The following is a 23052-nucleotide window of genomic DNA, read 5'->3' on the forward strand; positions in this document are numbered from 1 at the left end:
TCGGTGCGCTTCGGATCAATCGATCCGAAAAAAGGCCGGCAGGGTTTTCCCCGCCGGCCTGCCTCACCCGCCCGTAGCCGGTTCCCCGTATCAGAACGACCCCCGTCTGAAAGGAACCGGCTGTATTGCCACTACCGGTTACCGCCGAGCGCCGAGGCAAGGCGCACAAGCGAAAGGAACTCGGACCTGTACCCAAACGGGTCGGCTCCTCGGGCGGCGGTGGCAATCTCCATGATCTTGTCGTAGCCGAACTTCGCGGTCGCATCCTCGTCGCGCAGCTTCTGGCCGAAGGCGGCGACAGCGATGGAGAAACGCTGGTCGGTGCTGGCCTGGTCGAAAGACTGGACCTCGTTGGCCGACGTCACCGGCGTGGTGATCAGCTTCGAGACGTCTTCGTTCGGCAGCTTGTAGCGGATCTTGACGAATGCATATTCGTCGGCATTGGCGACGCCGCCATTGTTGACCGTTGCCTGGCCGTAGCGCAGCGGATCCATCTGCTCGCCGCCACTGCCCTTCGGCGTGATCTCGTAGATGGCCGTCACCGAATGACCGGAGCCGATATCGCCGGCATCGACGCGGTCATTGTTGAAGTCCTCGCGGTTCAAGGCGCGGGTTTCATAGCCGATCAGCCGGTACTCCGAGACCTTGTCCGGATTGAACTCGACCTGGATCTTGACGTCCTTGGCGATGGTGAACAGCGTCGATGAGGCATCCTCGACCAGAACCTTCTCGGCCTCGGCCAGCGTGTCGACATAGGCGGCGGTGCCGTTGCCGTTCTGGGCGATGGTCTGCATCATCTGGTCGTTCAGATTGCCGCGGCCGAAGCCGAATACCGACAGGAACACGCCGGTCCTGCGCTCCTGCTCGATCAGCCGCTTCAGATCGTCGTCATCGGTCTGGCCGACATTGAAGTCGCCGTCCGTGGCCAGCATCACACGGTTGATGCCGTCCTTGACGAAGGACTGCTGGGCAAGCCTGTAGGCTTCCTTGATGCCCGCCTCGCCGGCCGTCGAGCCGCCGGGCGACAGATTGTCGATGGCGTTGAGGATCTTGTCCTTCTCGGTAACCTTGGTCGGCATCAGCACGGTGCCGGCGTCACCGGCATAGGTGACGATCGAGATGGTGTCGTCCGCCTTGAGCTTGCTGACCAGCAGCCGGAAAGCCGACTTGAGCAGTGGCAGCTTGTCAGGCTCGTCCATCGAACCCGAGACGTCGATCAGGAACACCAGATTGGCCTTGGGCTGCTCGACCGGCTTGATGTCGAAGCCCTTGATGGCGACGTGCATCAGCTTGGTGTGCCCGTTCCACGGCGTCGGCATGACGCTGACGGTCGAATTGAACGGCGTCGAAGCCGAGTCCGGCCCCTTCCAGTCATAGGGGAAGTAATTGACCATCTCCTCGACGCGCACCGTGTCGGCCTGCGGCAGGTAGCCCTGCTTCAGCGAGCCGCGGACGAAGGAATAGGAAGCGGTGTCGACGTCGATCGAGAAGGTCGAGACCGGATCCTGAAGCGCTGCATGCACCGGATTGGTCTTGAAATCCTCGACGCGGTCGCGGTTTGGCTCCTGCGGCGCAATCTGGTCGGCCGGCATGGTAGAGGGCTGCGCCAGGTACTTGGATTCGGTCGCGCCGGCCATGCGGTCGACCCGCGCGCCGCCGGCCGGGGCAGCGGTGCCGTCAAGCGAAAACTCGCGGCTCTCAACTGGCGCAGGCTCGGCCAACACGCCGCGCCCCAGCGCATCCTGCTGCGCAGGGGCGACAGCAACGGTCGATTCGGGCTTCGGCGGCGCGGGCGGCGTAAGCGTCGTAGTAGTGTCGCGGCTTCGCGCGTCGGCGTCGGCCTTCTTGTCGCCTTCAGGCGCCTGCTTGTCTTTTACCGGCGCGTTGATCGCCGGCCCATTGGTTGCCGGCTTGTCGGCCAGCGTCTCAGTGATCTTCTCGTCGCTGCCGAACGGCGACGGCTGTTCCCTCAGCATATGAAAGGTGGCGTATCCGGCGATCGGCAGGGCGACGAGCCCGGCAATGGCTGGCGTGGCGATGAGTTTCTTTTGCATGATCTCGCTCCAGAGCTTTTGTGCTCGCTCTGTGAGACGAAGCCCGCCGACCGATCCTTGGGTGACGGCAGAAATATTTTCCTGATCATAGGCGCGCATGGCGGCTTCGAAGGCGCGTGCCTTCGCGCTTTCCCCGGGCGCCGGTACTGCTGCGTCGCGCAGCCTGTTGAGTTCGTTGTCGTCGACCATGGTCACACTTCCCCGGCTGAACGAATCAACGTCTTCAGCCGTTTCTTCGCTTCATGGATGTGCCAGGAAACCGTCGTCTCCGAGATTGCCATCGCCTCGGCGGCGGCCGCATGGCTCAACCCTTCGCCATAGACCAGAAGTACTGCATCGCGCTGCTTGTCCGGCAATTGCCGCACCGCTGCCCAGAGCGCCTCAGAGGGATCTTCGGGCTCGGCCGAGGCCTCTCCCGAAATCATGCTGTAGGCGCCGAAAGCCTCGGTCTTGACGTTTTCGCGCGTGGTCTTGCGCATCATGTCGCGCGCCGCGTTCAGCGTCACGGAATAGAGCCATGTCGTGAACGCGCCGCCGCTGCGGTAGTCGCGGATCGCCTTGCCGAGACGGACACAGACCTCCTGGGCGATGTCTTCGGCATCGGCCTTCTTTCCGCACCAGCGATAGGCGGCGCGATAAACGAAGTCGTAGTGCCGCTCCAGCAATTTGCCGAAGGCACCCCTGTCTCCGCCCTTCGCCCGCCCGATCAATTCGGCGTCGGAGGCTTCGCTTTCATCCAGCATCATCGCCATCATTTGCCTGTTGGACGAAGGCTAATGGCCAATCCTTGGGGTTATGGAAAGATTTTTTTCCGAGGCGACGGATGCACGCGCAACAGGTGCGCTGAGATTCAGGTCAGGCCGAGCCGAAAACGATGGATTTCGAGAACCGGAGCGGAGCGTACTTTTGGTACGCGAGCACCGGAAGCACAGAAAGCCGTCGTTTGCAGGCCGGCCTCACCTGAATATCAGCACACCTGGCCCGAGGCCCAGCCGGACGACCAAGCCCACTGAAAATTATAGCCGCCCAGCCAGCCCGTGACATCGACGACTTCGCCGATGAAAAACAGCCCCGGCACGGATTTCGCCTGCATCGTCTTCTGATCGAGCCCATTGGTATCGACACCGCCAAGCGTCACTTCCGCCGTGCGGTAACCCTCGGAGCCGGCCGGCTTGATGCGCCAGTCGTTGACGGCGGCTTCGACGGTTTTCATTTGCAGGTCTGTCAAATCAGCGAGATTGCCATCGATCCCACTGCGCTCGGCGACTGCTTGCGCAAGGCGCTTCGGCAAATGGTTTGCAAGCACCGTCTGCACCGCTTGCCTGCCGTTGACGCGCCGGGCGGCGCGCAGCAGTTCCGCCACATCCCTCCCCGGCAGCATGGCGATGCGGATCTCGTCGCCCTCGCGCCAATAGGACGAGATCTGCAGGATGGAAGGCCCGCTCAAGCCGCGATGCGTAAACAGCATCGCTTCTGAAAACCACGTCTTGCCGCAGGCGACTTCGGCCTCGACGGCATTGCCGGCCAAGGGCGCCAGCCGCTCCAGCGTTCTTGCGTCGAAGGTAAGCGGCACCAGCGCCGGCCGTGTTTCCACCACCGCCAGGCCGAACTGCGCCGCAAGCTCGTAGCCGAAACCGGACGCGCCCATTTTGGGGATCGACTTGCCACCACAGGCAACGACCAGCGAATTGCAGGCGACGCTGCCAGTGGAGAGCGTCAGCACAAAACCGTCCGCGGCCTTGCTGACGTTCCTCATCTCGGTCGACAGCGCCAGCTCCACGCCGCCATCCTGCATTTCAGAGACCAGCATGTCGATGATCAGCCGCGCCGAGCCATCGCAAAACAGCTGTCCAAGCGTCTTCTCGTGATAGGCGACGCCGTGGCGTTCGACGAGCTCGATGAAATCGCGCTGCGTGTAGCGGCTGAGCGCCGAGATGCAGAAATGCGGATTGCCGGAGATGAAATTCTTCGGGCTCGCATGGATGTTGGTGAAGTTGCAGCGGCCACCGCCGGAGATGCGGATCTTCTCGCCGGGCTTTGCCGCGTGATCGAGCACCAGGACCGAGCGGCCGCGCTTGCCGGCCTCGATGGCGCACATCATTCCGGCCGCACCGGCGCCGATCACCACGACATCATAGGATTGCATCAGGCTGTTCGTTCCCGCTCGACTGGCGCTGTTTTAACAGGCCGCGCCAATCGTGCAGTCTCTACCCGTTCGTTGCGACTTCAGGCAACGCCTCGTTAGATCAGCGTCTCGGCGAACAGCGTCGTCAATCGCTTCCAATGACGTTCGGCGGCGGCCGCGTTGAACACGCTGTGATCCGACACGCACCAGCCATGCGCCATGCCGGCATAGTTTTCGATGACGTGGTCGACTTCCGCCACGCGCAGCGCCTCGGCCAGTCGCGCCGACTGCTCCGGCGGAAAGCTGCGGTCCACCCCAGACGTTCCGACATAGACCCGCGCCTTGATCATTGCAGCCTTGCGGTGCGGACTGTCGGCGGCATCGCTGGCCAGATTGCCGCCATGGAAGCTTGCCGCCGCCACGATGCGATCGGGATAGGTTGCAGCCGCATTCAAGGCCCGCGCCCCGCCCATGCAGTAACCGACGACACCGACCGGTCCGGTGACACCTTCAGCGGTAAGCGTGTCGAGGAACGCCCTGCTGTCGCGGATGGTCATGTCCTGTGTCGTGCCGTGGACCAACGCCGTCAGCGCGACCTTGGTCTCCTCGACGACGAAAGCGGTCTTGGGCTCGAACGGCCCGTAGGGTGCGTTGCGATAGAAAAGATCCGGCACCAGCACCGCACAGCCCTCGCCGGCCAGCCGCTCCGCCATTGCGTCGAGCGCCGGTCGAGGACCGAAGGCGTCCATATAGAGAATGACACCGGCCCTGGACGGGGAAGCGGTCGCCGAACGGAACAGCCCGGCTTTCGCTACGCCGTCCTCGGTTTTTATCTCAATGTCCTGCTTCGCCATGGCGCGCCCCGTTGATTGTCGTGCGATACATATAAGCAGGCATTGTCAGGGCAAGCCGTTCCCTGACAATCCCGTTCAACACTTTGTGCGGGCTTTCGACCCGGCTACAGGCCGGCAAACGCCGTCATGTGAAAGGCCTGAACCTCAGGCGGATAGCGATGGGCCGTGCCATACGGACAGGCGTTGCGGTCGAGGCAGCCGCCGCCGCGGCATGGTTCGCCCTTCGATCCCCGCACATGCGCCAGGCAAGCCTGATGAGCGAAACCATCCGCGGAATAGGCGTCAACCGGACAGGATTTCAGGCAAGGTTTTGCAACACAGGCGTCGCAAAGGTGAATCGCTTCGCGACGTTCAGGAAGCGCGATCTCATCCTCGAACAGCAACGCGCCGCGATAGGCATGCCAGAGCCCGTACTGCGGATGCATCAGGATGCCCAGCGGCGACGGTCTCAGCCTCTCCGCTCGCATCGCCCATTGCTGGAACGGCAGATAAGGTCTGTCCGAAGGCGAAACGGCGCGCGCGCCGAATTTCTCCGCCACCGCACCGATCACTGCGCGCGACCATGTGTCGAGCGGATTAGCAATGGTTTGCGGTTGCCGGTCGCGCCAGCGCAGGAAATGCGGCCAGGGTGCCGCTCCCGCCTGCCCCACCAACAGCACGGATTTGGCGGGGGCAACTGAAGGGCCATGCGGCGGCGTTTCGCTTGTTGCGAAATTGAAGCCGCCGCGCAGGATGAGGCCGTCGGCGGAAAGCGCGGCCGCTATCTCGTCAGCCCGGCGCCGCGCAATCATCCCTTCTTGTCCGGGTCGGAGAAAGCGCTCCGCCAGACTTCCTTGTGGATGATGTTGGCGACTTTAGCCCCGCCTGACTCGGGCTCCTTTCAGGTGAAGGCGTCAGCCATCGACGCCTTCTTCGTCGCGATGTAGTCCTTCAACCCGTCGTCGATGCCCGGATCGAGATAAGGCGCCTCGTAGGTCTCCAGCCAGCGGCGGGCGAGTTCGTTGGCGCGCTGCGGCGCTGTCTTCTCGCCCTCGGCCAGCCACTGCTCGTAGGAATTGTTGTCGGCGATGCTGGAGCGGTAGAAGGCGGTCTGGAAATTGGCCTGCGTGTGGTCGCAGCCGAGATAGTGGCTGCCCGGGCCAACCTGGCGGATGGCGTCCATCGCCTGGCCGTTTTCCGACAGGTCGACGCCTTCGGAAAACTTTTGCGTCATGCCGAGCTGGTCGATGTCCATCATGAATTTTTCGTAGCAGGACGCCAGTCCGCCTTCGAGCCAGCCGGCCGAATGCAGGACGAAATTGGTGCCGGCAAGAATGGTCGAGTTGAGCGTGTTGGCGCTCTCATAGGCGGCCTGCGCGTCCGGAACCTTGGAGGCGCAGAGCGATCCGCCGGTGCGGAACGGCAGGCCGAGCCGGCGGGCAAGCTGTGCGGCGCCGTAGGAAACCAGCGACGGCTCCGGCGTGCCGAAGGTCGGCGCACCAGACTGCATGGAGATCGACGAGGCGAAGGTGCCGAACAGCACCGGCGCGCCGGGACGGATCAACTGCGTGAAAGAGGCGCCGGCCAGCACCTCTGCCAGAACCTGCGTCAGCGTGCCGGCCACCGTGACCGGGCTCATCGCGCCGGCAAGGATGAACGGCGTGACGATGCAAGCCTGGTTGTGACGCGAATAAACCTTCAGCGCGCCCAGCATGGTTTCGTCGAACACCATCGGCGAATTGGCGTTGATCAGGCTGGTCAGCACGGTGTTGTTTTCGACGAAATCGTCGCCGAACACGATCTTGGCCATGGCGACGGTGTCTTCGGCCCGCTCTGGCGCCGTCACCGAACCCATGAACGGTTTGTCCGAATATTTGATGTGGCTGTAGATCATGTCGAGATGGCGTTTGTTGACCGGCACGTCGACCGGCTCGCAAACCGTGCCGCCCGAATGGTGAATCGACGGCGCCATATAGGCGAGCTTCACGAAATTCCGGAAATCCTCGATCGTCGCGTAGCGCCTGACACCGTCGAGATCGCGCACGAAGGGCGGACCATAGACCGGCGCGAAGACCGTGGCGTTGCCGCCGATCTGCACCGAACGTTCGGCGTTGCGCGCATGCTGGGTGTAGATGGGCGGCGCGGTCTTCAGCAGCGAGCGGCAGAGGCCCTTGGGAAAATGCACGCGCTCGCCCTTGACGTCGGCGCCCGCCTCTTTCCAAAGCTGCAGCGCCTCGGCGTCGTCGCGAAAGATGATGCCGATCTCTTCCAGCACCGTATCGGTGTTGTTTTCGATAATCGCCAGGCCTTCCTCGTTGAGGACCTCATAGATGTTGATCTTGCGCTTGATATAGGTGAGCTGGGTGCCCGGTCCGCCGCCCGAGCGCGCCGCCCGCCTTGCAGCCGCGCCGCCGCTGGCAGCACGTCCACGTCGCGCATTGGACGCTTCCTGGTCGACTGACGCGTTTTCACTCATGATCGTTTTTCCCTAAAAACCGTTTGCGGCCGCGTAGGCGGCTTCTCGCCCGGATCGTAGCCATGCACCCTATTCGAAACGGCCCGCCAGCGCCAACGCCTGTCGCAAAATCGACAAGAATTCCAATAGATTTGCGGTCGCTTTCCTTTTGCGGGAAGTCGCAAATCAGCTATGGATACCTGCCCCCGCCGGGTTAGGTATTGACGCGATTATTTTAAGCCGCCGTGATCGCATCCGCGCGGCAAGGAGCCCGAGAAAAATGGCCGACGACGAGATCATCCTCTCCGAGCTTTCCGACGACGAGTTGGTGCAGCAGATGCACGACGATCTCTATGACGGACTGAAGGAAGAGATCGAGGAAGGCACCAACATCCTGCTCGAGCGCGGCTGGGTGCCCTACAAGGTGCTGACCGAAGCTCTGGTCGAAGGCATGCGCATCGTCGGCGAGGACTTTCGCGACGGCATCCTGTTCGTTCCCGAGGTGCTGCTGTCGGCCAACGCGATGAAAGCCGGCATGTTCATCCTGCGCCCGCTGCTGGCCGCCACCGGCGCGCCGAAGCAGGGCAAGATGGTGATCGGCACCGTCAAGGGCGACATCCACGACATCGGCAAGAACCTCGTCGGCATGATGATGGAAGGTGCCGGCTTCGACGTCATCGATCTCGGCATCAACAATGCGGTGGAAAAATACCTCGACGCCATCGAGCAGCACCAGCCCGACATTATCGGCATGTCGGCGCTTTTGACCACGACCATGCCTTACATGAAGGTCGTCATCGACACGATGAAGGAAAAGGGCATCCGCGACGACTATGTCGTCCTGGTCGGCGGCGCGCCGCTAAACGAGGAATTCGGCAAGGCCGTCGGCGCCGATGCCTATTGCCGCGACGCGGCTGTGGCGGTCGAGACCGCCAAGGACTTCATGAAGCGCAAGCATAACGTGCGCGCTTCAGCCTGATCTGTTACGCAAGGCGTCTGGGCCACAATCGAAAGCCGCGCCTTGCAGCGCGGCTTTTTTGTTCCAGCTATTGGAACGGATGGCTGCGTCAGGGTTTGGTGACGGTGTCGTCGACGGCTTTCGCAGTCGATTTGATATCCCGGCCGACACCACGGACGGTGTTGGCACAGGCCGTAAGCGCCAGGATGCAGGCAAGGATTGCAATCGGCGCAACGCGTAACAGTTTCATGGACGGTTTATCCCTCTCTCGATAGATTCGCCCCACAGCAACGAAGGCCGCTTCGACCGGGTTCCATGGCCAGAATGCAAAAAACGAAACCGAATCAGGACGACAGGCTGCTAGTCATCGCCTGCGGAATGATTGCGCGCGAAGTTTTGGCCGTCAAGGAGCAGCTCAAGCTCGACCATCTCGACCTGACCTGCCTGCCGGCGGAGTTCCATTTCTACCCCGACCGCATCGCACCGGCGATGGACAAGGCGATCGAAAAGGCCAAGGCGGAAGGCTATAGCAACATCTTCGTTGGCTATGCCGATTGCGGTACCGGCGGCATGCTCGACCGGGTCCTGGAGAAGCACGGCGTCGAGCGCATGGCCGGGCCGCACTGCTTTGCCTTCTACCAGGGCATGGACGCCTATGCGAAGGTCGCCGACGACGACATGATGTCGTTCTACATGACCGATTTCCTGTGCCGCCAGTTCGACGCCTTCTTCATGAAGCCGCTCGGCCTCGACAAGCACCCGGAGCTGATCAAGGACTATTTCGGCAACTACCAGAAGCTGATCTACATCGCCCAGACCGACGATCCGGAACTCGACAAGGTCGCCGAGCAGGCCGCGAAGATGCTTGGCCTCGCCTATGAGCGCCGCTCGACCGGCTATGGCGACCTGACGGCCGGGCTGGCGCAGGCCGCCGCCCACGCCTGAAGCGGTTCTTGAGCCGGGACGCTGTCGAGAACAGATGACAGGCCGCCGCGGATGGTTAAGTTGTGAGCAACAAGCAAACAGGCTGATTCAGCCATCCGAACACGGAACGTCCCGATGACCCCTCGCGTCCTGCTCTCCGCCCTTGGCCTCCTCTGCCTCGTCTTGCCCGCTCGCGCCGACGGCGAGGTGCAGAAGATCATCACGCCTGCCGACAAGGTGCGGCTCCACAAATATGGCGAGACCCGCAAGGCGGCGCTGGCCGAGGCAAAAGCGGGAGACCCGGCTGAGGTCAGCCAACTCGACGCGCTGCTGGCAAAGCCGATAGTGGCCTTTTCCGACAAGGACCTGAGCGGCAACTGGCAATGCCGAACCATCAAGGTGGGCCTGACCGGCCCGCTGGTCATCTATGGCTGGTTCAAGTGCAAGGTCACGGACGATGGCTCCGGCTGGCAGCTGGAAAAGGTCAGCGGCTCGCAACGCACTAAGGGCCGTTTCTTCGACGATAGCGAAAAACGCGCGATCTATCTCGGCTCCGGCTATGTCAATGACAACAAGCCAAAACCCTATGGCAGCGGCCCGGAAAGCGACCAGGTCGGCTATGCCTTCCGCACCAGCGCCAATGAATGGCGCATCGAATTCCCGGCGCCCTACTACGAATCGAAACTCGACATCATCGAGTTCAAGCGCTGATCCGTTGGTCTCTCGCTGGCCGGGCGGTCATCAAGATTTAACCTCGCCCGGCACAGAATTGAGCCGGGCAGCGCACGGCAAATGGTTGCGCGCCGGCAAGAAAGCGCGCCATGGCATCAGCGGTTGAAAAAAGTGCTGCGATCGTCATCGTCACCGAAGGCGGGCCGCACATCTGGGCCATCGTCAACGCCATCGCCGACCAGCTCGACCCTGTCAGCGTCATCCTCGAAAGCCCTGAATCCAAAAAACAATTGCTGCTCGGCCGGGCGCGCCGCCAGGGCTGGTTTTCGGCCATCGGTCAACTCGGCACGATGGTGTTGACGAGGCTCGGCAAGCGCTTCTTCGCTGGCCACGCAGAGCGGCTCATCGCCGATCAGAAGCTTGAGACCGAGCCGAAGCCGGGACAAAAGATCATCCACGTCTCCTCCGCCAACGCAGCCGATTGCCTGCAGGCGATCGCCGACATCCGCCCGGGCGTGGTGCTGCTCGCCGGCTGCCGGCTCTTGTCCCGGCAGACGCTGGCGCAAATGCCCTGCCCGGTGCTCAACTACCACGCCGGCATCGCGCCGAAATACCGCGGCATGAATGGCGGCTACTGGGCGCTGGCCTGCGGCGATCTCCAGAATTTCGGCACCACCGTGCATCTGGTCGACGCCGGCGGCGACACCGGCGGCGTGTTGAAACAGGCGCGCGGCAAGCCGGAGCCCGGCGACACTATTTCGAGCTATGCGTTGCGCCAGGCGGCGTTCTCGCGTGACATCTGCGTCGAGGCGGTCCGCGGGGCCTTGGACGGAAAGTTGGCCACGATCAAGCCGGACCTGCCCTCAAAACAATGGTACCACCCGACGATCTGGTTCTATCTCTGGACCGGCCTGACCAAGCGGGTTTGGTAGCCAGCCTTCCCTCGGAATCTCGCCTTTCTTTTTGCGACGTCCAATAGCGTCGCTTTTGAATGCGCGCGCGTCGTCCCATAACAAGCAGCCCCACTGCGCATCCGGCAATGCTCGCACCTGCTGGACAAAGTGGTGGAGCGTCGTTTCCCTCATGGACGCACGGCGCTCTACAGGGAGTGAGAGAATTCATGGCCGATCTGATCGTCGTCTATTGGCGCGACATCCCCGCCCAGGTCATCGTCAAGAAGGGCCGGCAGAACGCCAAGCGCGAACTGCCGCTGCGCTTCACCGAGGCGATCGATATGTGCGCCATGCGCACCGGCGCCGGCGGCACCGACGATTACCTCGCCGAATGGCGCAAGGCCGATCCGATCCCGGTTGGCGACGACCTCGAAGCCGAGGTCGAGAAGGCATTCAGCGAGATCGACGCGAAATACGACCGCGAGCGGCTGGTCGCTCTGGTCAAGGCGGGCGGGAAAGAAAATGTCTGACACGACTCCCGGCAAAGGGGGCCCGGCGGTGACCCAGGCCACGCAGGTCAAGAAGGCAGCGCCGAAATCCGACTACAAGCCGGCCGACGTATCGCCGCAGCGGCGCGTGCAGCGCTCGTTTGCGATCAGGCTGTGGTCGATCCGCCATTCGCGATTGCTCGAATGGTTCTACTCCAGGTTCGCCGACATGTTCCTGCTTCTTCATCCGCTTTGGAAAGGCCTCGGCTATGGGCGCGTCGAGGCGCCGATCAAGTTTGTCGAAAGGCGCGTCAAGGGCTTCATGTTCGACTGCCGCATGTGCGGCCAGTGCATCCTGTCCTCGACCGGCATGTCGTGCCCGATGAACTGCCCCAAGCAGCTGCGCAACGGCCCTTGCGGCGGTGTGCGCGCCAACGGCAATTGCGAGGTCGAGCCCGATATGCCTTGCGTCTGGGTTAAGGCCTGGGAAGGCTCGCGGAACATGGAGCATGGCGACAGGATCCTGACCGTGCAGAAGCCGGTCGACCAGTCGCTGCGCGAAACCTCGGCCTGGCTGCGGGTGACGGCCCAGTCGGCAGCGGCCCGTGAAGCAGCGGCCAAAGCCAACACTGGAGCGGCCGCGTGATCGGCCGCCAGCGCGATGAAAACCCGGCCGGCATCCATCTGCCGCTCGATCCGCTGCCCGGCCACTCCTCGCGTGGCCGGCTGGAGCGTGTGCTGCGGCGCGGCGAATTCGCGGTCACCACCGAGCTCAACCCGCCCGACAGCGCCGATCCCGAAGACGTCTATAACCGCGCGAAAATCTTCGACGGCTGGGTCGACGCCATCAATGCCGTCGATGCCTCCGGCGCCAACTGCCACATGTCGTCGGTCGGCATTTGCGCGCTGCTCACCCGCATGGGCTACGCGCCGATCATGCAGATCGCCTGCCGCGACAGGAACCGCATCGCCATCCAGGGCGACGTGCTGGGCGGTGCCGCCATGGGGGTCGCCAACATGCTGTGCCTCACCGGCGACGGCGTCCAGGCCGGCGACCAGCCCGGCGCCAAGCCTGTCTTCGACCTCGATTCCATGTCGTTGCTGGAAACCTGCCGCATCATGCGCGACAACGGCAAGTTTCTGTCCGGCCGCAAGTTGACGACGCCGCCGCAAATTTTCCTCGGCGCCGCCGTCAACCCCTTCGCGCCACCCTTCGATTTCCGCCCGATCCATCTCGGCAAAAAGATCGCCGCCGGCGCGCAGTTCGTGCAGACGCAGTATTGCTTCGACGTGCCGATGTTCAGAACCTTCATGCAGAGGGCGCGGGACTTGGGGCATACGGAAAAAGTTTTCATCCTGTGCGGCGTCGGCCCGCTGGCTTCGGCCAAGACGGCCAAATGGATCCGCTCCAACGTGCCGGGCATTCATATTCCCGATGCCATCATCAAGCGGCTGGAAGGCGCCCAGGACCAGAAGAAGGAAGGCAAGCAGCTCTGCACCGACATCATCAACGAGGTGAAGGAAATTCCTGGTGTCTCCGGCATCCATGTGATGGCCTATCGCCAGGAGGAATATGTCGCCGAGATCGTCGATGAATCGGGTGTGCTGAAAGGCCGCCAGCCATGGAAACGTGAGATCCGCCACGACGATCAGATGGTCGCCGACCGGCTCGAGAGCATACTCCACGACGACATTACCGAAACGCAGGTGGATATGGTGAAGACCGCGCACTGACAGCGCGGACGGCCAGCCATTCGCTTGAATGAAACCAGACAACGATATAAAGAAATCTTTATATCAGGCGGAGAGACTTCATGACCCGGACCATCGTCGCCTCGGCGACACGAGAGATCATCATCGGCTTCGACCAGCCTTTCTGCGTCATCGGCGAGCGCATCAACCCGACCGGCCGCAAGAAGCTGGCCGCCGAGATGATCGCCGGCAATTTCGAGACCGTCATCAAGGATGCGCTGGAACAGGCCGCCTGCGGCGCCACGATGCTCGACGTCAATGCCGGCGTCACCTCCGTTAATCCGAACGAAACCGAACCCGGCCTGCTGGTGCAGACGCTGGAGATCGTCCAGGGCCTGGTCGACCTGCCGCTGTCGATCGACTCGTCGGTGACCGCCGCCATCGAGGCAGCGCTCAAGGTCGCCAAGGGCCGGCCGCTGGTCAACTCCGTGACCGGCGAAGAGGAAAAGCTCGAAGCCATCCTGCCGCTGGTCAAGAAGTACAATGTTCCGGTCGTCGCGATCTCCAACGACGAGACCGGCATTTCGATGGACCCGGATGTGCGCTTCGCCGTCGCCAAGAAGATCGTGCAGCGCTGCGCCGATTTCGGCATTCCCGCGCATGACGTCGTCGTCGACCCGCTGGTGATGCCGATCGGCGCGCTGGGCGATGCCGGCCGCCAGGTGTTTGCGCTGCTGCGCCGTCTGCGCGAAGAGCTCAAGGTCAACACCACCTGCGGCCTGTCCAACATTTCGTTCGGCCTGCCGCATCGCCACGGCATCAACGCCGCCTTCATCCCGATGGTGATCGGCGCCGGCATGACTAGCGCTATCATGAACCCGGTTCGGCCGCAGGAAATGGAAGCCGTGCGCGGCGCCAATGTGCTCAACGGCACCGACGAGAACTGCACCAACTGGATCAGGACCTACAAGGACTACAAGCCGGCCGAAGGCGGCCAGGCGGTCGCAGCGCCCACCGCGGTTAACGCTCCGGGCGAAGGCGGCGGCAATGGCAATGGCGGTCGCCGTCGCGGCGGCCGTGAAGCCCGCATGGCCAGGGGATAGAGCGAGACAGGACACGGTTTTCTTGACAGATCAAGACCGCACAAGGCCTGAAATGCCGAACTGGCAGGTAATTCTGCGAGTGGCTTTTTGCAGCGTATTTATGCTTTTGGCCGGGTCCTATGCCTTCGGCTATCTGAGTCATGAATACCTCCGGTATTTTGTTCTGTGTATCTACGCCACTGCCTTGCTAATGTTTGTCCTGATCGCATTTCCACTTCTGCTCGGGGCAATTCCCGCAAGGACATTGGACCGGCAAAGACTGGACAATTTCTCCATGTTTTGGCTGCGATGGTATCCGCTGCCGCTCATCGCTTCCTATCTGGCAAGCCTCGCATATGGGAAATCTTTTCCCAGTGCCGGCTTAGTCGAGTAATGAAAATATGAACTCGCCTGCAAACATTACCGATCCGCTCGTGCTGTTCATGCCGTCAGGCAAGCGCGGGCGGTTTCCTGTCGGCACGCCGGTGCTCGACGCCGCGCGCCAGCTCGGTGTCTATGTCGAAAGCGTCTGCGGCGGCCGCGCCACCTGTGGGCGCTGCCAGATCGAGGTGCAGGAAGGCAATTTCGCCAAGCACAAGATCGTCTCGTCCAACGACCACATCTCGCCCAAGGGCGCCAAGGAAGAGCGCTACGAGCGCGTCCGCGGCCTGCCCGAGCGGCGCCGCCTGTCCTGCTCGGCGCAGATTCTCGGCGACCTCGTCATCGACGTGCCGCAGGACACGGTCATCAACGCCCAGACCATCCGCAAGGATGCCGACACGCGCGTCATCGCCCGCGATGCGGCAATCCGCATGTGCTATGTCGAGATCGAAGAGCCCGACATGCACAAGCCGCTGGGCGATCTCGACCGCCTCAAGATCGCCTTGATGAAGGATTGGGGCTTTAAAAACCTCGAATTCGACTTCTACCTGATGCCGCAGGTGCAAGGCATACTGCGCAAGGGTAACTGGACCGCGACCGCGGCCATCCACAAGGATGCCGAAAGCGACATCGCCCGCGTCATAGCACTCTGGCCCGGCCTCAAGAACGAGGCCTATGGACTGGCCTGCGACATCGGCTCGACCACCATCGCCATGCATCTGGTGTCGTTGCTGTCGGGCCGCGTCGCCGCCTCGTCGGGCACCTCCAACCCGCAGATCCGCTTCGGCGAGGATCTGATGAGCCGCGTCTCCTATGTGATGATGAACCCGGACGGCCGCGAAGGCATGACGGTCGCCGTGCGCGAGGCGATCTCGGGCCTTGTCGACAAGGTCTGCGCGGAAGGCAATGTCCAGCGCAACGACATCCTGGATTCCGTCTTTGTCGGCAATCCGATCATGCACCATCTGTTCCTCGGCATCGATCCGACCGAACTCGGCGGCGCGCCCTTCGCGCTCGCCGTCTCGGGCGCGGTGCGCATCAAGGCCTCCGATATCGGCCTGAAGCTCAACCAGGGCGCCCGCCTCTATATGCTGCCCTGTATTGCCGGCCATGTCGGCGCCGATGCGGCGGCGGTGACGCTGTCGGAAGGCCCGCATCGCCAGGACGAGATGATGCTGATCGTCGACGTCGGCACCAATGCCGAGATCGTGCTTGGCAACCGCAAGCGGGTGGTCGCAGCCTCCTCGCCCACCGGTCCCGCCTTCGAGGGCGCCGAAATCTCCGGCGGCCAACGCGCCGCCCCCGGCGCAATCGAGCGCGTGCGCATCGACCCCGATACGCTGGAGCCGAAATACCGCGTCATCGGCTCTGAACTCTGGTCCGACGATCCCGGCTTCGTCGATAGCGTGCAGGCGACCGGCGTCACCGGCATCTGCGGCTCCGGCATCATCGAGATCGTGGCCGAAATGTACCTCGCCGGCATCATCTCCGAGGATGGAGTGATCGACGGGTCGCTGGCCGAGCGCTCGCCGCGCGTCACGGTCAACGGCCGCACCTTCTCTTATGTCTTGAAGGAAGGCGAACCCAAGATCACCATCACGCAGACCGACGTGCGCGCCATCCAGCTTGCCAAGGCGGCGCTCTATGCCGGCACCAAGCTTCTGATGGAAAAGCAGAACACCGAGCACGTCGACCGCATCCATTTCGCCGGCGCCTTCGGTTCCTTCATCGATCCGAAATACGCCATGGTGCTCGGCCTGATCCCGGATTGCGACCTCGACAAGGTCTCGGCCGTCGGCAACGCCGCCGGCGCCGGTGCGCGCATGGCCCTGCTCAATCGCGGCTATCGCCGCGAAATCGAGGATACCGTCAGCCACATCGAGAAGATCGAGACCGCACTGGAGCCGAAATTCCAGGAGCATTTCGTCTACGCCATGGCGCTTCCCAACAAGGTCGATCCGTTCCCGAAACTGTTGGCGGCGGTGAAATTGCCGCCACGCAAGACCGTCAGCGAGGATGGCGTCGCCGGCGACGCCGCCCCGCGACGGCGTTCGCGTGAAGGCCATGCCGCCAGGCGCAGCCGGGAATAAGCCGCCTTACGAAGGCCGCCAATTCGACCAATTTCATTTGTATGCAAATGTTTCCAGATCGCACCGATCTGGAAACCGAAACGCTGTTTTGGCGCAATACGTCCGATACAGACGTGAAGCATTTAACGGACATCGAATGGCGGACCGGACTATTCCGCCGCCACAACGCTCCAAAGGAGAATAGAGATGTTCGAGACCCTCGGCCGTTTTCGTGCGGCCATGAAGAATGCACAGGCCGTGCGCGCCATGAACAACCTGCCACCCGAGATCCAGAAGGACATCGGCTGGCCCGTGTCGCCGCGCATCGACGCCCAGACCAACCTGTCGCGTCTGATCCTGGGCTCGGGCCGTTGATGACCTTCGCCGACAAGTGCAAATTGCTGACTAAACGCCGGGGCCGCCGCATGGTCCCGGCTGCGACCGACATCAAGCTTCGCGCCGCGCTGCTGCCCCGGCGCTGAGCCGCGCTGCCCAGAGCCGCGGACGTGGCTGATCAAACAACCGTGTTGGCTTGGGCCAGAATCTTGACATTTCGGCTGGAGGTACGATCTTCGCGATAGTGGGGAATTCTCTTAGTCGGCTGCTGCCGAGCTTGTGTATTCGAATGCCCAGTTTCAAAAGCCACCTCGTTTCCTTCATCCTCCGGCACAGCCGCAAGAAGGCATTTGCCAGCCCGGAAAACCTGCAGCGCTGGATCGCCTATGCCCGCAAGACCGAGGATCATCATCCCCCGGCATTGCTGCGGGAGCGGCTCGATATCACCGAGCGCAGCGTCGATGGCTTTCCCGTCTACGAGATCGCGCCGAAGGCGGGCGAACGCAGGCGCATCCTCTACATGCATGGCGGCGCCTATGTCTTCCACATCACATCCTATCATTGGGGGTTGATCGCCGAGATGGCCGAGCGCTTGGGTTTCGGCATCACCGTGCCGATCTATCCCATCGCGCCGGAGCATGATTTCCACGCCATGTTCGGCATGGTCGGCGACGTCTACCGGCAGATGCTGGATGAGACCGACGCTGAAGACATCGTCTTCATGGGCGATTCCGCGGGCGGCAACATGGCCGTCGTGCTGACCATGATGGCGGCTGAGGAAGGCCTGCCCTTGCCGTCGCGCCACGTGCTGATTTCACCCGGCCTCGACATGTCACTGTCCAACCCCGAAGTGTTCGAGGCGGAACGCAACGATCCGTGGCTCGGCATTTCCGGCGGGCTGGAAGCGATCCGCATGTACAGTGCCGGCATCGATCGCAGCGACTGGCACATCAGCCCGCTCTATGGCGACCTCTCGGTGCTGCCGCAGACCCTGCTTCTGACCGGCTCGCACGACCTGCTCAGCCCCGACAATCTGATCTTCGCCAAAAAGGCGCGCGCTGCCGGCGTCGACGTCCAGGTCGTCTACGAGGAAGGCATGTTCCACGTCTGGCCGCTGATCGAGATGCCGGAGGCGCGTCGCGCCAGGGACAGCATCGTCGCCTTCCTTGAAGGTGAGCCCACCAGGCGGCACGCAACTGCGCGGCGCACGGCGCGACCCGCTCTCGCGGCGCGCCCCGCCCAAGCAGCGGAATAGCAGAGCAATTCCAGGAAAAGTGTAAAACGGTTTTCCCGGGAAAAGCGTGTAGCGCTTTCCGTTGGGAATTGCGTCAAAACCAGGAGTTAGAGCGGCTCGCCGTTTCCGTGAAACGGTGAACCGCTCTAGAACTTGCCGGTTTCGCGGAAAAGCTCGAACGTCGCACGGATATGGTCGGCGACGGCCTTGACCGGCGCGCTGGCGTCCGGCGACACCACCATCGCCAGATTGTAGGTGCCGATATCGGGCATGCCGTCCTTCGGGCAAAGCTCGACCATGTCGTTGCCCAGGAACGATTTCGGCAACGGTGCAACCGCGAGATCCGACATGATGGCGGCGCGCTGGCCGGCCGTGTGGGCGCTCATATAGGCGATGCGGTAATTGCGGCCTTCACGGCTCAGCGCATCGAGCGCGCCGGCCCGCCAGGCGCAGCCCTCTTCCCACAGCGACACCGGCAAAGGCTCGCGCAGATGCGCGCTGCCGCCCTTGGCGCCGGCCCAGACGATCGGCTCGGTGAGCAGCACCTCGGCGCCGAGTGCGCTGGTCTTGTAGGAATTGGTCAGCAGCGTGATGTCGAGCGCCCGGTCGTCCATGCGGCGGCGCAGATTGCTGCTCTGGTCGATGGTGACGTCGACGGCAATCGACGGATGCGACTGCGCGAAACGCTTCAGCACATGCGGCAACACGCGCTCGCCATAGTCGTCCGGCGAGCCGAGCCGCACCACGCCGACGATCTCGGGGATGATGAACTTCGACACCACCTCGCGGTTGATCGACAACAGCCGGCGGGCATAACCGAGCAGCATCTCGCCATCCGTGGTCAGCGTCACCGAGCGCGCATCCCGCGCGAAAACAGAGCGCCCGAGAATGTCCTCGAGCTTCTTGATCTGCATGGAGACCGCCGACGGCGTGCGGAACACCGCATTGGCCGCCGTGGTGAAACTGCCGGTCTCTGCAATGGCCACGAAGGTGCGCAAAACGTCGAGATCGAGCAGCGGCAGCGGATGATTGAGTGGGGCGTTCATCGGGATCGACCTTCAATTTTTCTGATGTGAAGCATCATTCCATTTCGTTTGATTGAACATCAGATTGGGAGGATAGTCAACTCCATCGAAGGCAGGACGTGCCATGGCTCCAACGCTCCTGACACGGAATTGCACTCGATGCGGAATATCCAGGCGACGGAACGCGTTCATGCGGGACGTGCCACAACCAAAGGAGAATGAAATGTCTATCCTGTCATCCATCGGTCGGCTTGCGACCGAATTGAGCGCGGCCCGCGCCCGCTTCCAGACCGAACGTGCGATCCGCTCGCTACCGATCGAACTGCAGAAGGATATCGGCTGGCCTGAAGCTGCCGACACCAAGACCGGTGCACGCCACGGCGTCGGATCCTGGGCTGGAGCAAAGTAAACCATTGTGTACCTTGTGCTGAAGGCCTGCCGCGCAGACCAGCCCGGCAGGCCTTCTCTATTCGCCCTGCAGGCTTTCTCCAACTTATTTGCACTCAAATGATTTTCAGAGCCGTGTCGCCGCTGCATGGCGCATATGCGTCACTTGCATGGCGCCTCAATGTCGCCGGTAACACACTGTAAGTAATCGTAAATTTTGGGCACCATGCCCAATAATGTCGCAAACGATGTCGCATTTCCATTCAAGCGCTTCGCATTTGCGATTTAGTTTCTGCCCACGCAGGCCTATATCACCGTCAGCAAACGAGCTGCCCCACTCCATCAAGCGAAGGCGACCCGTCTGAGCAACCGATAGGAGATGATGATGAAGCTTTTTGCCCGCCTCTTTGCCCGCCGCGAAATGAACCTGACGACCGCTCTCGAGCGCCAGCGCCTTGCCAATACCATGCCCGGCCAGACCGGTGCCATGAATGCGGTGCGCCTCGGTTTCGTTGCCTGAGATAACGGCTAGCGCTCAGCGCTTCCCTGCCGCTGCCGATAGTCGATATCAGCGCCGCTTCGGCTTGACCGAAGCGGCGTTTCTCATTTTTGGCACCTATGCCGCCGCCACCATGCCCAATCCGTCGGCAGCCCGTGCCTGTCATCCCGGACGATTGCTCATTTGCGACCCATGTCGCAAATATAGTTTCCGCTTAGCCCCCTAGCCAATTGACAGGAATGGTTTTTCCTGATGTCGCTGTGCTGTTCGCGACATCCTGTTCGCGCCATGGCCGCGTGAGGTTCCCTTGAACGCCGTAAAGCATCCGATCAAGCGATCGTTTGTATTCTTCCTTGTCCCGGACTTCACCATGATCGCCTTTGCGACGGCGCTCGACCCGCTGCGCTCGGCCAACCGCATGCTCGGCTATGAGGCCTATCGCTGGCGCCTCGCCAGCATCGACGGCAAGCCGGTGCGCGCCTCCAACGGCGTCGAATGCGCCGTCAACACCTCGCTCGAGGAAGAGCGCAAGAAAATGGCCGGGCCGGATCGGCCGAACATGGCCATCGTCTGCAGCGGCATGAATGTCGAGCGCTACCAGAATAGGTCGGCCTTCGCCTGGCTGCGCGAGGAATACAACAGAGGCGTCGCCGTCGGCGGCCTGTGCACCGGCGCGCATATCCTTGCCGCCGCCGGCCTGCTCTCCAACAAGCGCTGCGCCATCCATTGGGAAAACCTGCCGGGCTTTTCCGAGGCCTTTCCCAAGGCCAACGTCTTTGCCGACCTCTTCGAGATCGACCAGAACATCTACACCTGCGCCGGCGGCACCGCCGCCCTCGACATGATGCTCAAGCTGATCGGCGACGATTTCGACGACAATCTGGTCAACCGCGTGTGCGAGCAGGTGCTGACCGACCGCGTGCGCAGCCCCACCGACCGCCAGCGCCTGCCGCTGCGCGCCCGCCTCGGCGTGCAGAATTCCAAGGTGCTGACCATCATCGAACTGATGGAAGGCAACCTCTCCGAGCCGCTGTCGCTGATCGAAATCGCCGACCACGTCGACCTGTCGCGCCGCCAGATCGAGCGGCTGTTCCGCACCGAGATGGGCAGGTCCCCTGCCCGCTACTACCTGGAAATCCGCCTCGACCGCGCGCGACACCTTTTGATCCAGTCGTCGATGCCGGTGGTCGAAGTGGCGGTCGCCTGCGGCTTCGTCTCGGCGTCGCATTTCTCCAAATGCTACCGCGAGCTCTATGCCCGCTCGCCGCAGCAGGAGCGCGTCGACCGCAAGCAATTGCTGGCGGCCTGATCCGAAAACGCACTCAGGCTTCGGCGGGCTGCGCCTGTACTGTGCGCATCGCCTCGACGCGGATATCCTCGGTCAGCCGCGCCTTCAGGCCTGAGAACTCCGGGCTGGTCTTCAGCGTGTAGTGGCGTGGATGCGGCAGGTCGATGGCGACATCCGACTTGATGCGGCCTGGCCGCGCGCTCATCACGATCACCCGCGAGGCCATGAAGATCGCCTCCTCGATGTCGTGGGTGACGAACAGCACCGTCTTCTTGCGCCGTTCCCAGATGCCGAGCAGCAGCTCCTGCATCAGCCCACGGGTCTGGTTGTCGAGCGCACCGAACGGCTCGTCCAGCAACAGGATTTCGGGGTCGTTGGCCAGCGCCCGGGCGATCGCCGTGCGCTGCTGCATGCCGCCGGACAGCTGCTTTGGCCAATGGTTCTCGAAGCCCTTGAGCCCGACGAGGTCGACATAGGAAGCGACGATCCCGTCTCGCTCCTTTTCGGCCATGCCGCGTTCGCGCAGGCCGAAGGCGATATTCTGCGCCACCGTCAGCCAGGGAAACAGCGTGTAGGACTGGAACACCATGCCGCGATCCGGTCCCGGCCGCGTCACCGCCTTGCCGTCGAGCAGCACACGGCCTTCGCTCGGCCCTTCCAGTCCGGCAACGATCCTGAGCAGCGTCGACTTTCCGCAGCCGGACGGCCCCAGAATGGTGATGAAGTCGTTGGCGGCGACCGCAAGGTCGACCGGCATCAGCGCCTTGACCGGCTGCCCGCCACGCACGCCGGCGAAGGTTCGCGAGACGCCTTCGATAAGCAACTTGCTCATGCCAGGCTCCAGGGGAAGAGCCAGCGATTGAACGCCTTGAAGGCGAAGTCGGACAACAATCCGATCAGCCCGATGACGATGATGCCGAAGATGATCTGCCCTGTCGCCAGCCGCGATTGGCTGTTGATGATCATGTAGCCGATGCCTGAGGACGAACCGATCAGCTCGGCGACGATGACATAGGTCCAGGCCCAGCCGAGCACCAGCCGCAGCGTCTCGGCAATCTCGGGCGCATTGGCCGGCATGATGACCCGTTTGACGATGCCATTGTTGGTCGAGCCCAGCGTATAGGCCGCCTCGACCAGGTCGCGCCGCGTCGCGCCGACCTTGACCGCGACGATCAGGATGATCTGGAACACCGAGCCGACGAAGATGACCAGCAGCTTTTCCAGCTCGCCAATGCCGGCCCACAGGATGAGCAGCGGAATGAAGGCCGAAGCCGGGAGGTAGCGGGCGAAGGAGACGAACGGTTCCAGAAACGCCTCTATTGGCTTCCAGGCGCCCATGGCGATGCCGATCGGCACGGCGACGATCGACGCCAGCAGGAACCCGCCGAAGACCCGCCAGATGGTGATCAATATGTCGAGCCAGAAGCGATCCTCGACCAGCAGCCGCCAGCCATCCCGCAGCATTGACAGCGGATCGGCGAGGAAGATGCGGTTGACGTGGCCGCCAAGCGTGATCCACGCCCAGAAGGCGACGAACAGCACGAAGAAGGAAATGCCAAGCACGGTTCGAATGCCCGGCGACACCGGATGCAAGGGGCGCATCTTCAGATCGTCCGCATCGTCAGATCGTCCCCATGCTCAGTCGCGTTGCCCGGTA

25 protein-coding genes are annotated in these 23052 nt (G+C 62.6%); 15 read left to right on the forward strand and 10 right to left on the reverse strand.

The annotated features are described in order from the left end of the window. Positions 1 to 131: 131 nt before the first annotated feature. From NKJ18_RS06335 to NKJ18_RS06360, 6 genes are all read right to left on the reverse strand, one after another. On the reverse strand, positions 132 to 2243 hold the full coding sequence (locus NKJ18_RS06335; RefSeq protein ID WP_023739086.1) for a vWA domain-containing protein: 2112 nt from the start codon (positions 2241 to 2243) through the stop codon (positions 132 to 134). Positions 2244 to 2245: 2 nt separating this feature from the next. Continuing rightward, on the reverse strand, positions 2246 to 2806 hold the full coding sequence (locus NKJ18_RS06340) for an RNA polymerase sigma factor (protein ID WP_352758020.1): 561 nt from the start codon (positions 2804 to 2806) through the stop codon (positions 2246 to 2248). Positions 2807 to 3021: 215 nt separating this feature from the next. After that, on the reverse strand, positions 3022 to 4200 hold the full coding sequence (locus NKJ18_RS06345) for a BaiN/RdsA family NAD(P)/FAD-dependent oxidoreductase (RefSeq protein ID WP_352757977.1): 1179 nt from the start codon (positions 4198 to 4200) through the stop codon (positions 3022 to 3024). 95 nt (positions 4201 to 4295) lie between these two features. Beyond that, the gene (locus NKJ18_RS06350) at positions 4296 to 5033 is read right to left on the reverse strand and encodes a dienelactone hydrolase family protein (RefSeq protein ID WP_352757978.1); all 738 of its coding nucleotides are present in this window, start codon (positions 5031 to 5033) and stop codon (positions 4296 to 4298) included. Between the two features lie 104 nt (positions 5034 to 5137). Then, positions 5138 to 5824, reverse strand: a complete 687-nt coding sequence (locus NKJ18_RS06355) for a hypothetical protein (RefSeq protein ID WP_023681775.1) — start codon at positions 5822 to 5824, stop codon at positions 5138 to 5140. A gap of 89 nt (positions 5825 to 5913) precedes the next feature. Beyond that, positions 5914 to 7488 (reverse strand): trimethylamine methyltransferase family protein, encoded by a 1575-nt coding sequence (locus NKJ18_RS06360; RefSeq protein ID WP_023670403.1) that lies wholly within the window; start codon positions 7486 to 7488, stop codon positions 5914 to 5916. Between the two features lie 259 nt (positions 7489 to 7747). On the opposite strand from NKJ18_RS06360, the gene NKJ18_RS06365 reads away from it, so the two are divergent. Then, a complete protein-coding gene (locus NKJ18_RS06365; RefSeq protein WP_023688118.1) occupies positions 7748 to 8446 on the forward strand; it encodes a cobalamin B12-binding domain-containing protein in 699 nt (232 codons plus the stop codon). Between the two features lie 88 nt (positions 8447 to 8534). On the opposite strand, the gene NKJ18_RS06370 is transcribed toward NKJ18_RS06365, so the two are convergent. Then, the gene (locus NKJ18_RS06370; RefSeq protein WP_023688117.1) at positions 8535 to 8675 is read right to left on the reverse strand and encodes an entericidin A/B family lipoprotein; all 141 of its coding nucleotides are present in this window, start codon (positions 8673 to 8675) and stop codon (positions 8535 to 8537) included. A gap of 65 nt (positions 8676 to 8740) precedes the next feature. On the opposite strand from NKJ18_RS06370, the gene NKJ18_RS06375 reads away from it, so the two are divergent. From NKJ18_RS06375 to NKJ18_RS06425, 11 genes are all read left to right on the forward strand, one after another. Beyond that, on the forward strand, positions 8741 to 9370 hold the full coding sequence (locus NKJ18_RS06375; RefSeq protein WP_352757979.1) for a DUF1638 domain-containing protein: 630 nt from the start codon (positions 8741 to 8743) through the stop codon (positions 9368 to 9370). 114 nt (positions 9371 to 9484) lie between these two features. Next, positions 9485 to 10060: a DUF4893 domain-containing protein gene (locus NKJ18_RS06380; protein WP_023681777.1), complete on the forward strand. Its 576-nt coding sequence runs from the start codon at positions 9485 to 9487 to the stop codon at positions 10058 to 10060. Between the two features lie 110 nt (positions 10061 to 10170). Then, positions 10171 to 10953 (forward strand): formyl transferase, encoded by a 783-nt coding sequence (locus tag NKJ18_RS06385; protein WP_352757980.1) that lies wholly within the window; start codon positions 10171 to 10173, stop codon positions 10951 to 10953. Between the two features lie 188 nt (positions 10954 to 11141). Continuing rightward, entirely contained in the window at positions 11142 to 11444 is a 303-nt protein-coding gene (locus tag NKJ18_RS06390; protein ID WP_352757981.1) for a virulence factor, read from the forward strand. Next, entirely contained in the window at positions 11437 to 12048 is a 612-nt protein-coding gene (locus NKJ18_RS06395; protein ID WP_352757982.1) for a methylenetetrahydrofolate reductase C-terminal domain-containing protein, read from the forward strand. Before NKJ18_RS06390 ends, NKJ18_RS06395 begins: the two co-directional genes overlap by 8 nt. After that, entirely contained in the window at positions 12045 to 13136 is a 1092-nt protein-coding gene (locus tag NKJ18_RS06400) for a methylenetetrahydrofolate reductase (RefSeq protein ID WP_023681780.1), read from the forward strand. The genes NKJ18_RS06395 and NKJ18_RS06400 overlap by 4 nt, the downstream gene beginning before the upstream one ends. An 80-nt stretch (positions 13137 to 13216) precedes the next feature. Continuing rightward, positions 13217 to 14197, forward strand: coding sequence for a methyltetrahydrofolate cobalamin methyltransferase (locus NKJ18_RS06405; protein WP_023688111.1), 981 nt, complete (start codon positions 13217 to 13219; stop codon positions 14195 to 14197). A 22-nt stretch (positions 14198 to 14219) separates the two neighbouring features. Then, positions 14220 to 14570 carry a hypothetical protein gene (locus tag NKJ18_RS06410; protein ID WP_352757983.1) on the forward strand — a complete coding sequence of 117 codons (351 nt, stop codon included), beginning with the start codon at positions 14220 to 14222 and terminating at the stop codon, positions 14568 to 14570. A 7-nt stretch (positions 14571 to 14577) separates the two neighbouring features. Next, positions 14578 to 16647 (forward strand): ASKHA domain-containing protein, encoded by a 2070-nt coding sequence (locus NKJ18_RS06415; protein WP_352757984.1) that lies wholly within the window; start codon positions 14578 to 14580, stop codon positions 16645 to 16647. A gap of 186 nt (positions 16648 to 16833) precedes the next feature. After that, positions 16834 to 17001 (forward strand): hypothetical protein, encoded by a 168-nt coding sequence (locus NKJ18_RS06420; protein ID WP_196813564.1) that lies wholly within the window; start codon positions 16834 to 16836, stop codon positions 16999 to 17001. Positions 17002 to 17251: 250 nt separating this feature from the next. Next, positions 17252 to 18217, forward strand: coding sequence for an alpha/beta hydrolase (locus NKJ18_RS06425; protein WP_352757985.1), 966 nt, complete (start codon positions 17252 to 17254; stop codon positions 18215 to 18217). Positions 18218 to 18342: 125 nt separating this feature from the next. On the opposite strand, the gene NKJ18_RS06430 is transcribed toward NKJ18_RS06425, so the two are convergent. Further along, the gene (locus NKJ18_RS06430; RefSeq protein ID WP_023670389.1) at positions 18343 to 19242 is read right to left on the reverse strand and encodes a LysR substrate-binding domain-containing protein; all 900 of its coding nucleotides are present in this window, start codon (positions 19240 to 19242) and stop codon (positions 18343 to 18345) included. 202 nt (positions 19243 to 19444) lie between these two features. Between NKJ18_RS06430 and NKJ18_RS06435 the strand changes: the two genes are divergently transcribed. The 3 genes from NKJ18_RS06435 to NKJ18_RS06445 all read left to right on the forward strand — a co-directional run bounded on the left by NKJ18_RS06435 (position 19445) and on the right by NKJ18_RS06445 (position 21416). Then, positions 19445 to 19630, forward strand: coding sequence for a hypothetical protein (locus tag NKJ18_RS06435; RefSeq protein WP_023681786.1), 186 nt, complete (start codon positions 19445 to 19447; stop codon positions 19628 to 19630). A 363-nt stretch (positions 19631 to 19993) separates the two neighbouring features. After that, positions 19994 to 20128, forward strand: a complete 135-nt coding sequence (locus NKJ18_RS06440) for a hypothetical protein (protein ID WP_023681787.1) — start codon at positions 19994 to 19996, stop codon at positions 20126 to 20128. Positions 20129 to 20477: 349 nt separating this feature from the next. Beyond that, positions 20478 to 21416, forward strand: coding sequence for a GlxA family transcriptional regulator (locus NKJ18_RS06445; protein ID WP_348524244.1), 939 nt, complete (start codon positions 20478 to 20480; stop codon positions 21414 to 21416). A gap of 13 nt (positions 21417 to 21429) precedes the next feature. Here NKJ18_RS06445 and NKJ18_RS06450 read toward each other — a convergent pair whose 3' ends face one another. Beyond that, positions 21430 to 22227, reverse strand: a complete 798-nt coding sequence (locus NKJ18_RS06450; protein ID WP_023823080.1) for an ABC transporter ATP-binding protein — start codon at positions 22225 to 22227, stop codon at positions 21430 to 21432. Beyond that, on the reverse strand, positions 22224 to 22997 hold the full coding sequence (locus tag NKJ18_RS06455; RefSeq protein ID WP_352497857.1) for an ABC transporter permease: 774 nt from the start codon (positions 22995 to 22997) through the stop codon (positions 22224 to 22226). The genes NKJ18_RS06450 and NKJ18_RS06455 overlap by 4 nt, the downstream gene beginning before the upstream one ends. Positions 22998 to 23052: the final 55 nt, after the last annotated feature.

This window comes from Mesorhizobium sp. M0217 (assembly GCF_040321955.1).
Lineage (GTDB): Bacteria > Pseudomonadota > Alphaproteobacteria > Rhizobiales > Rhizobiaceae > Mesorhizobium.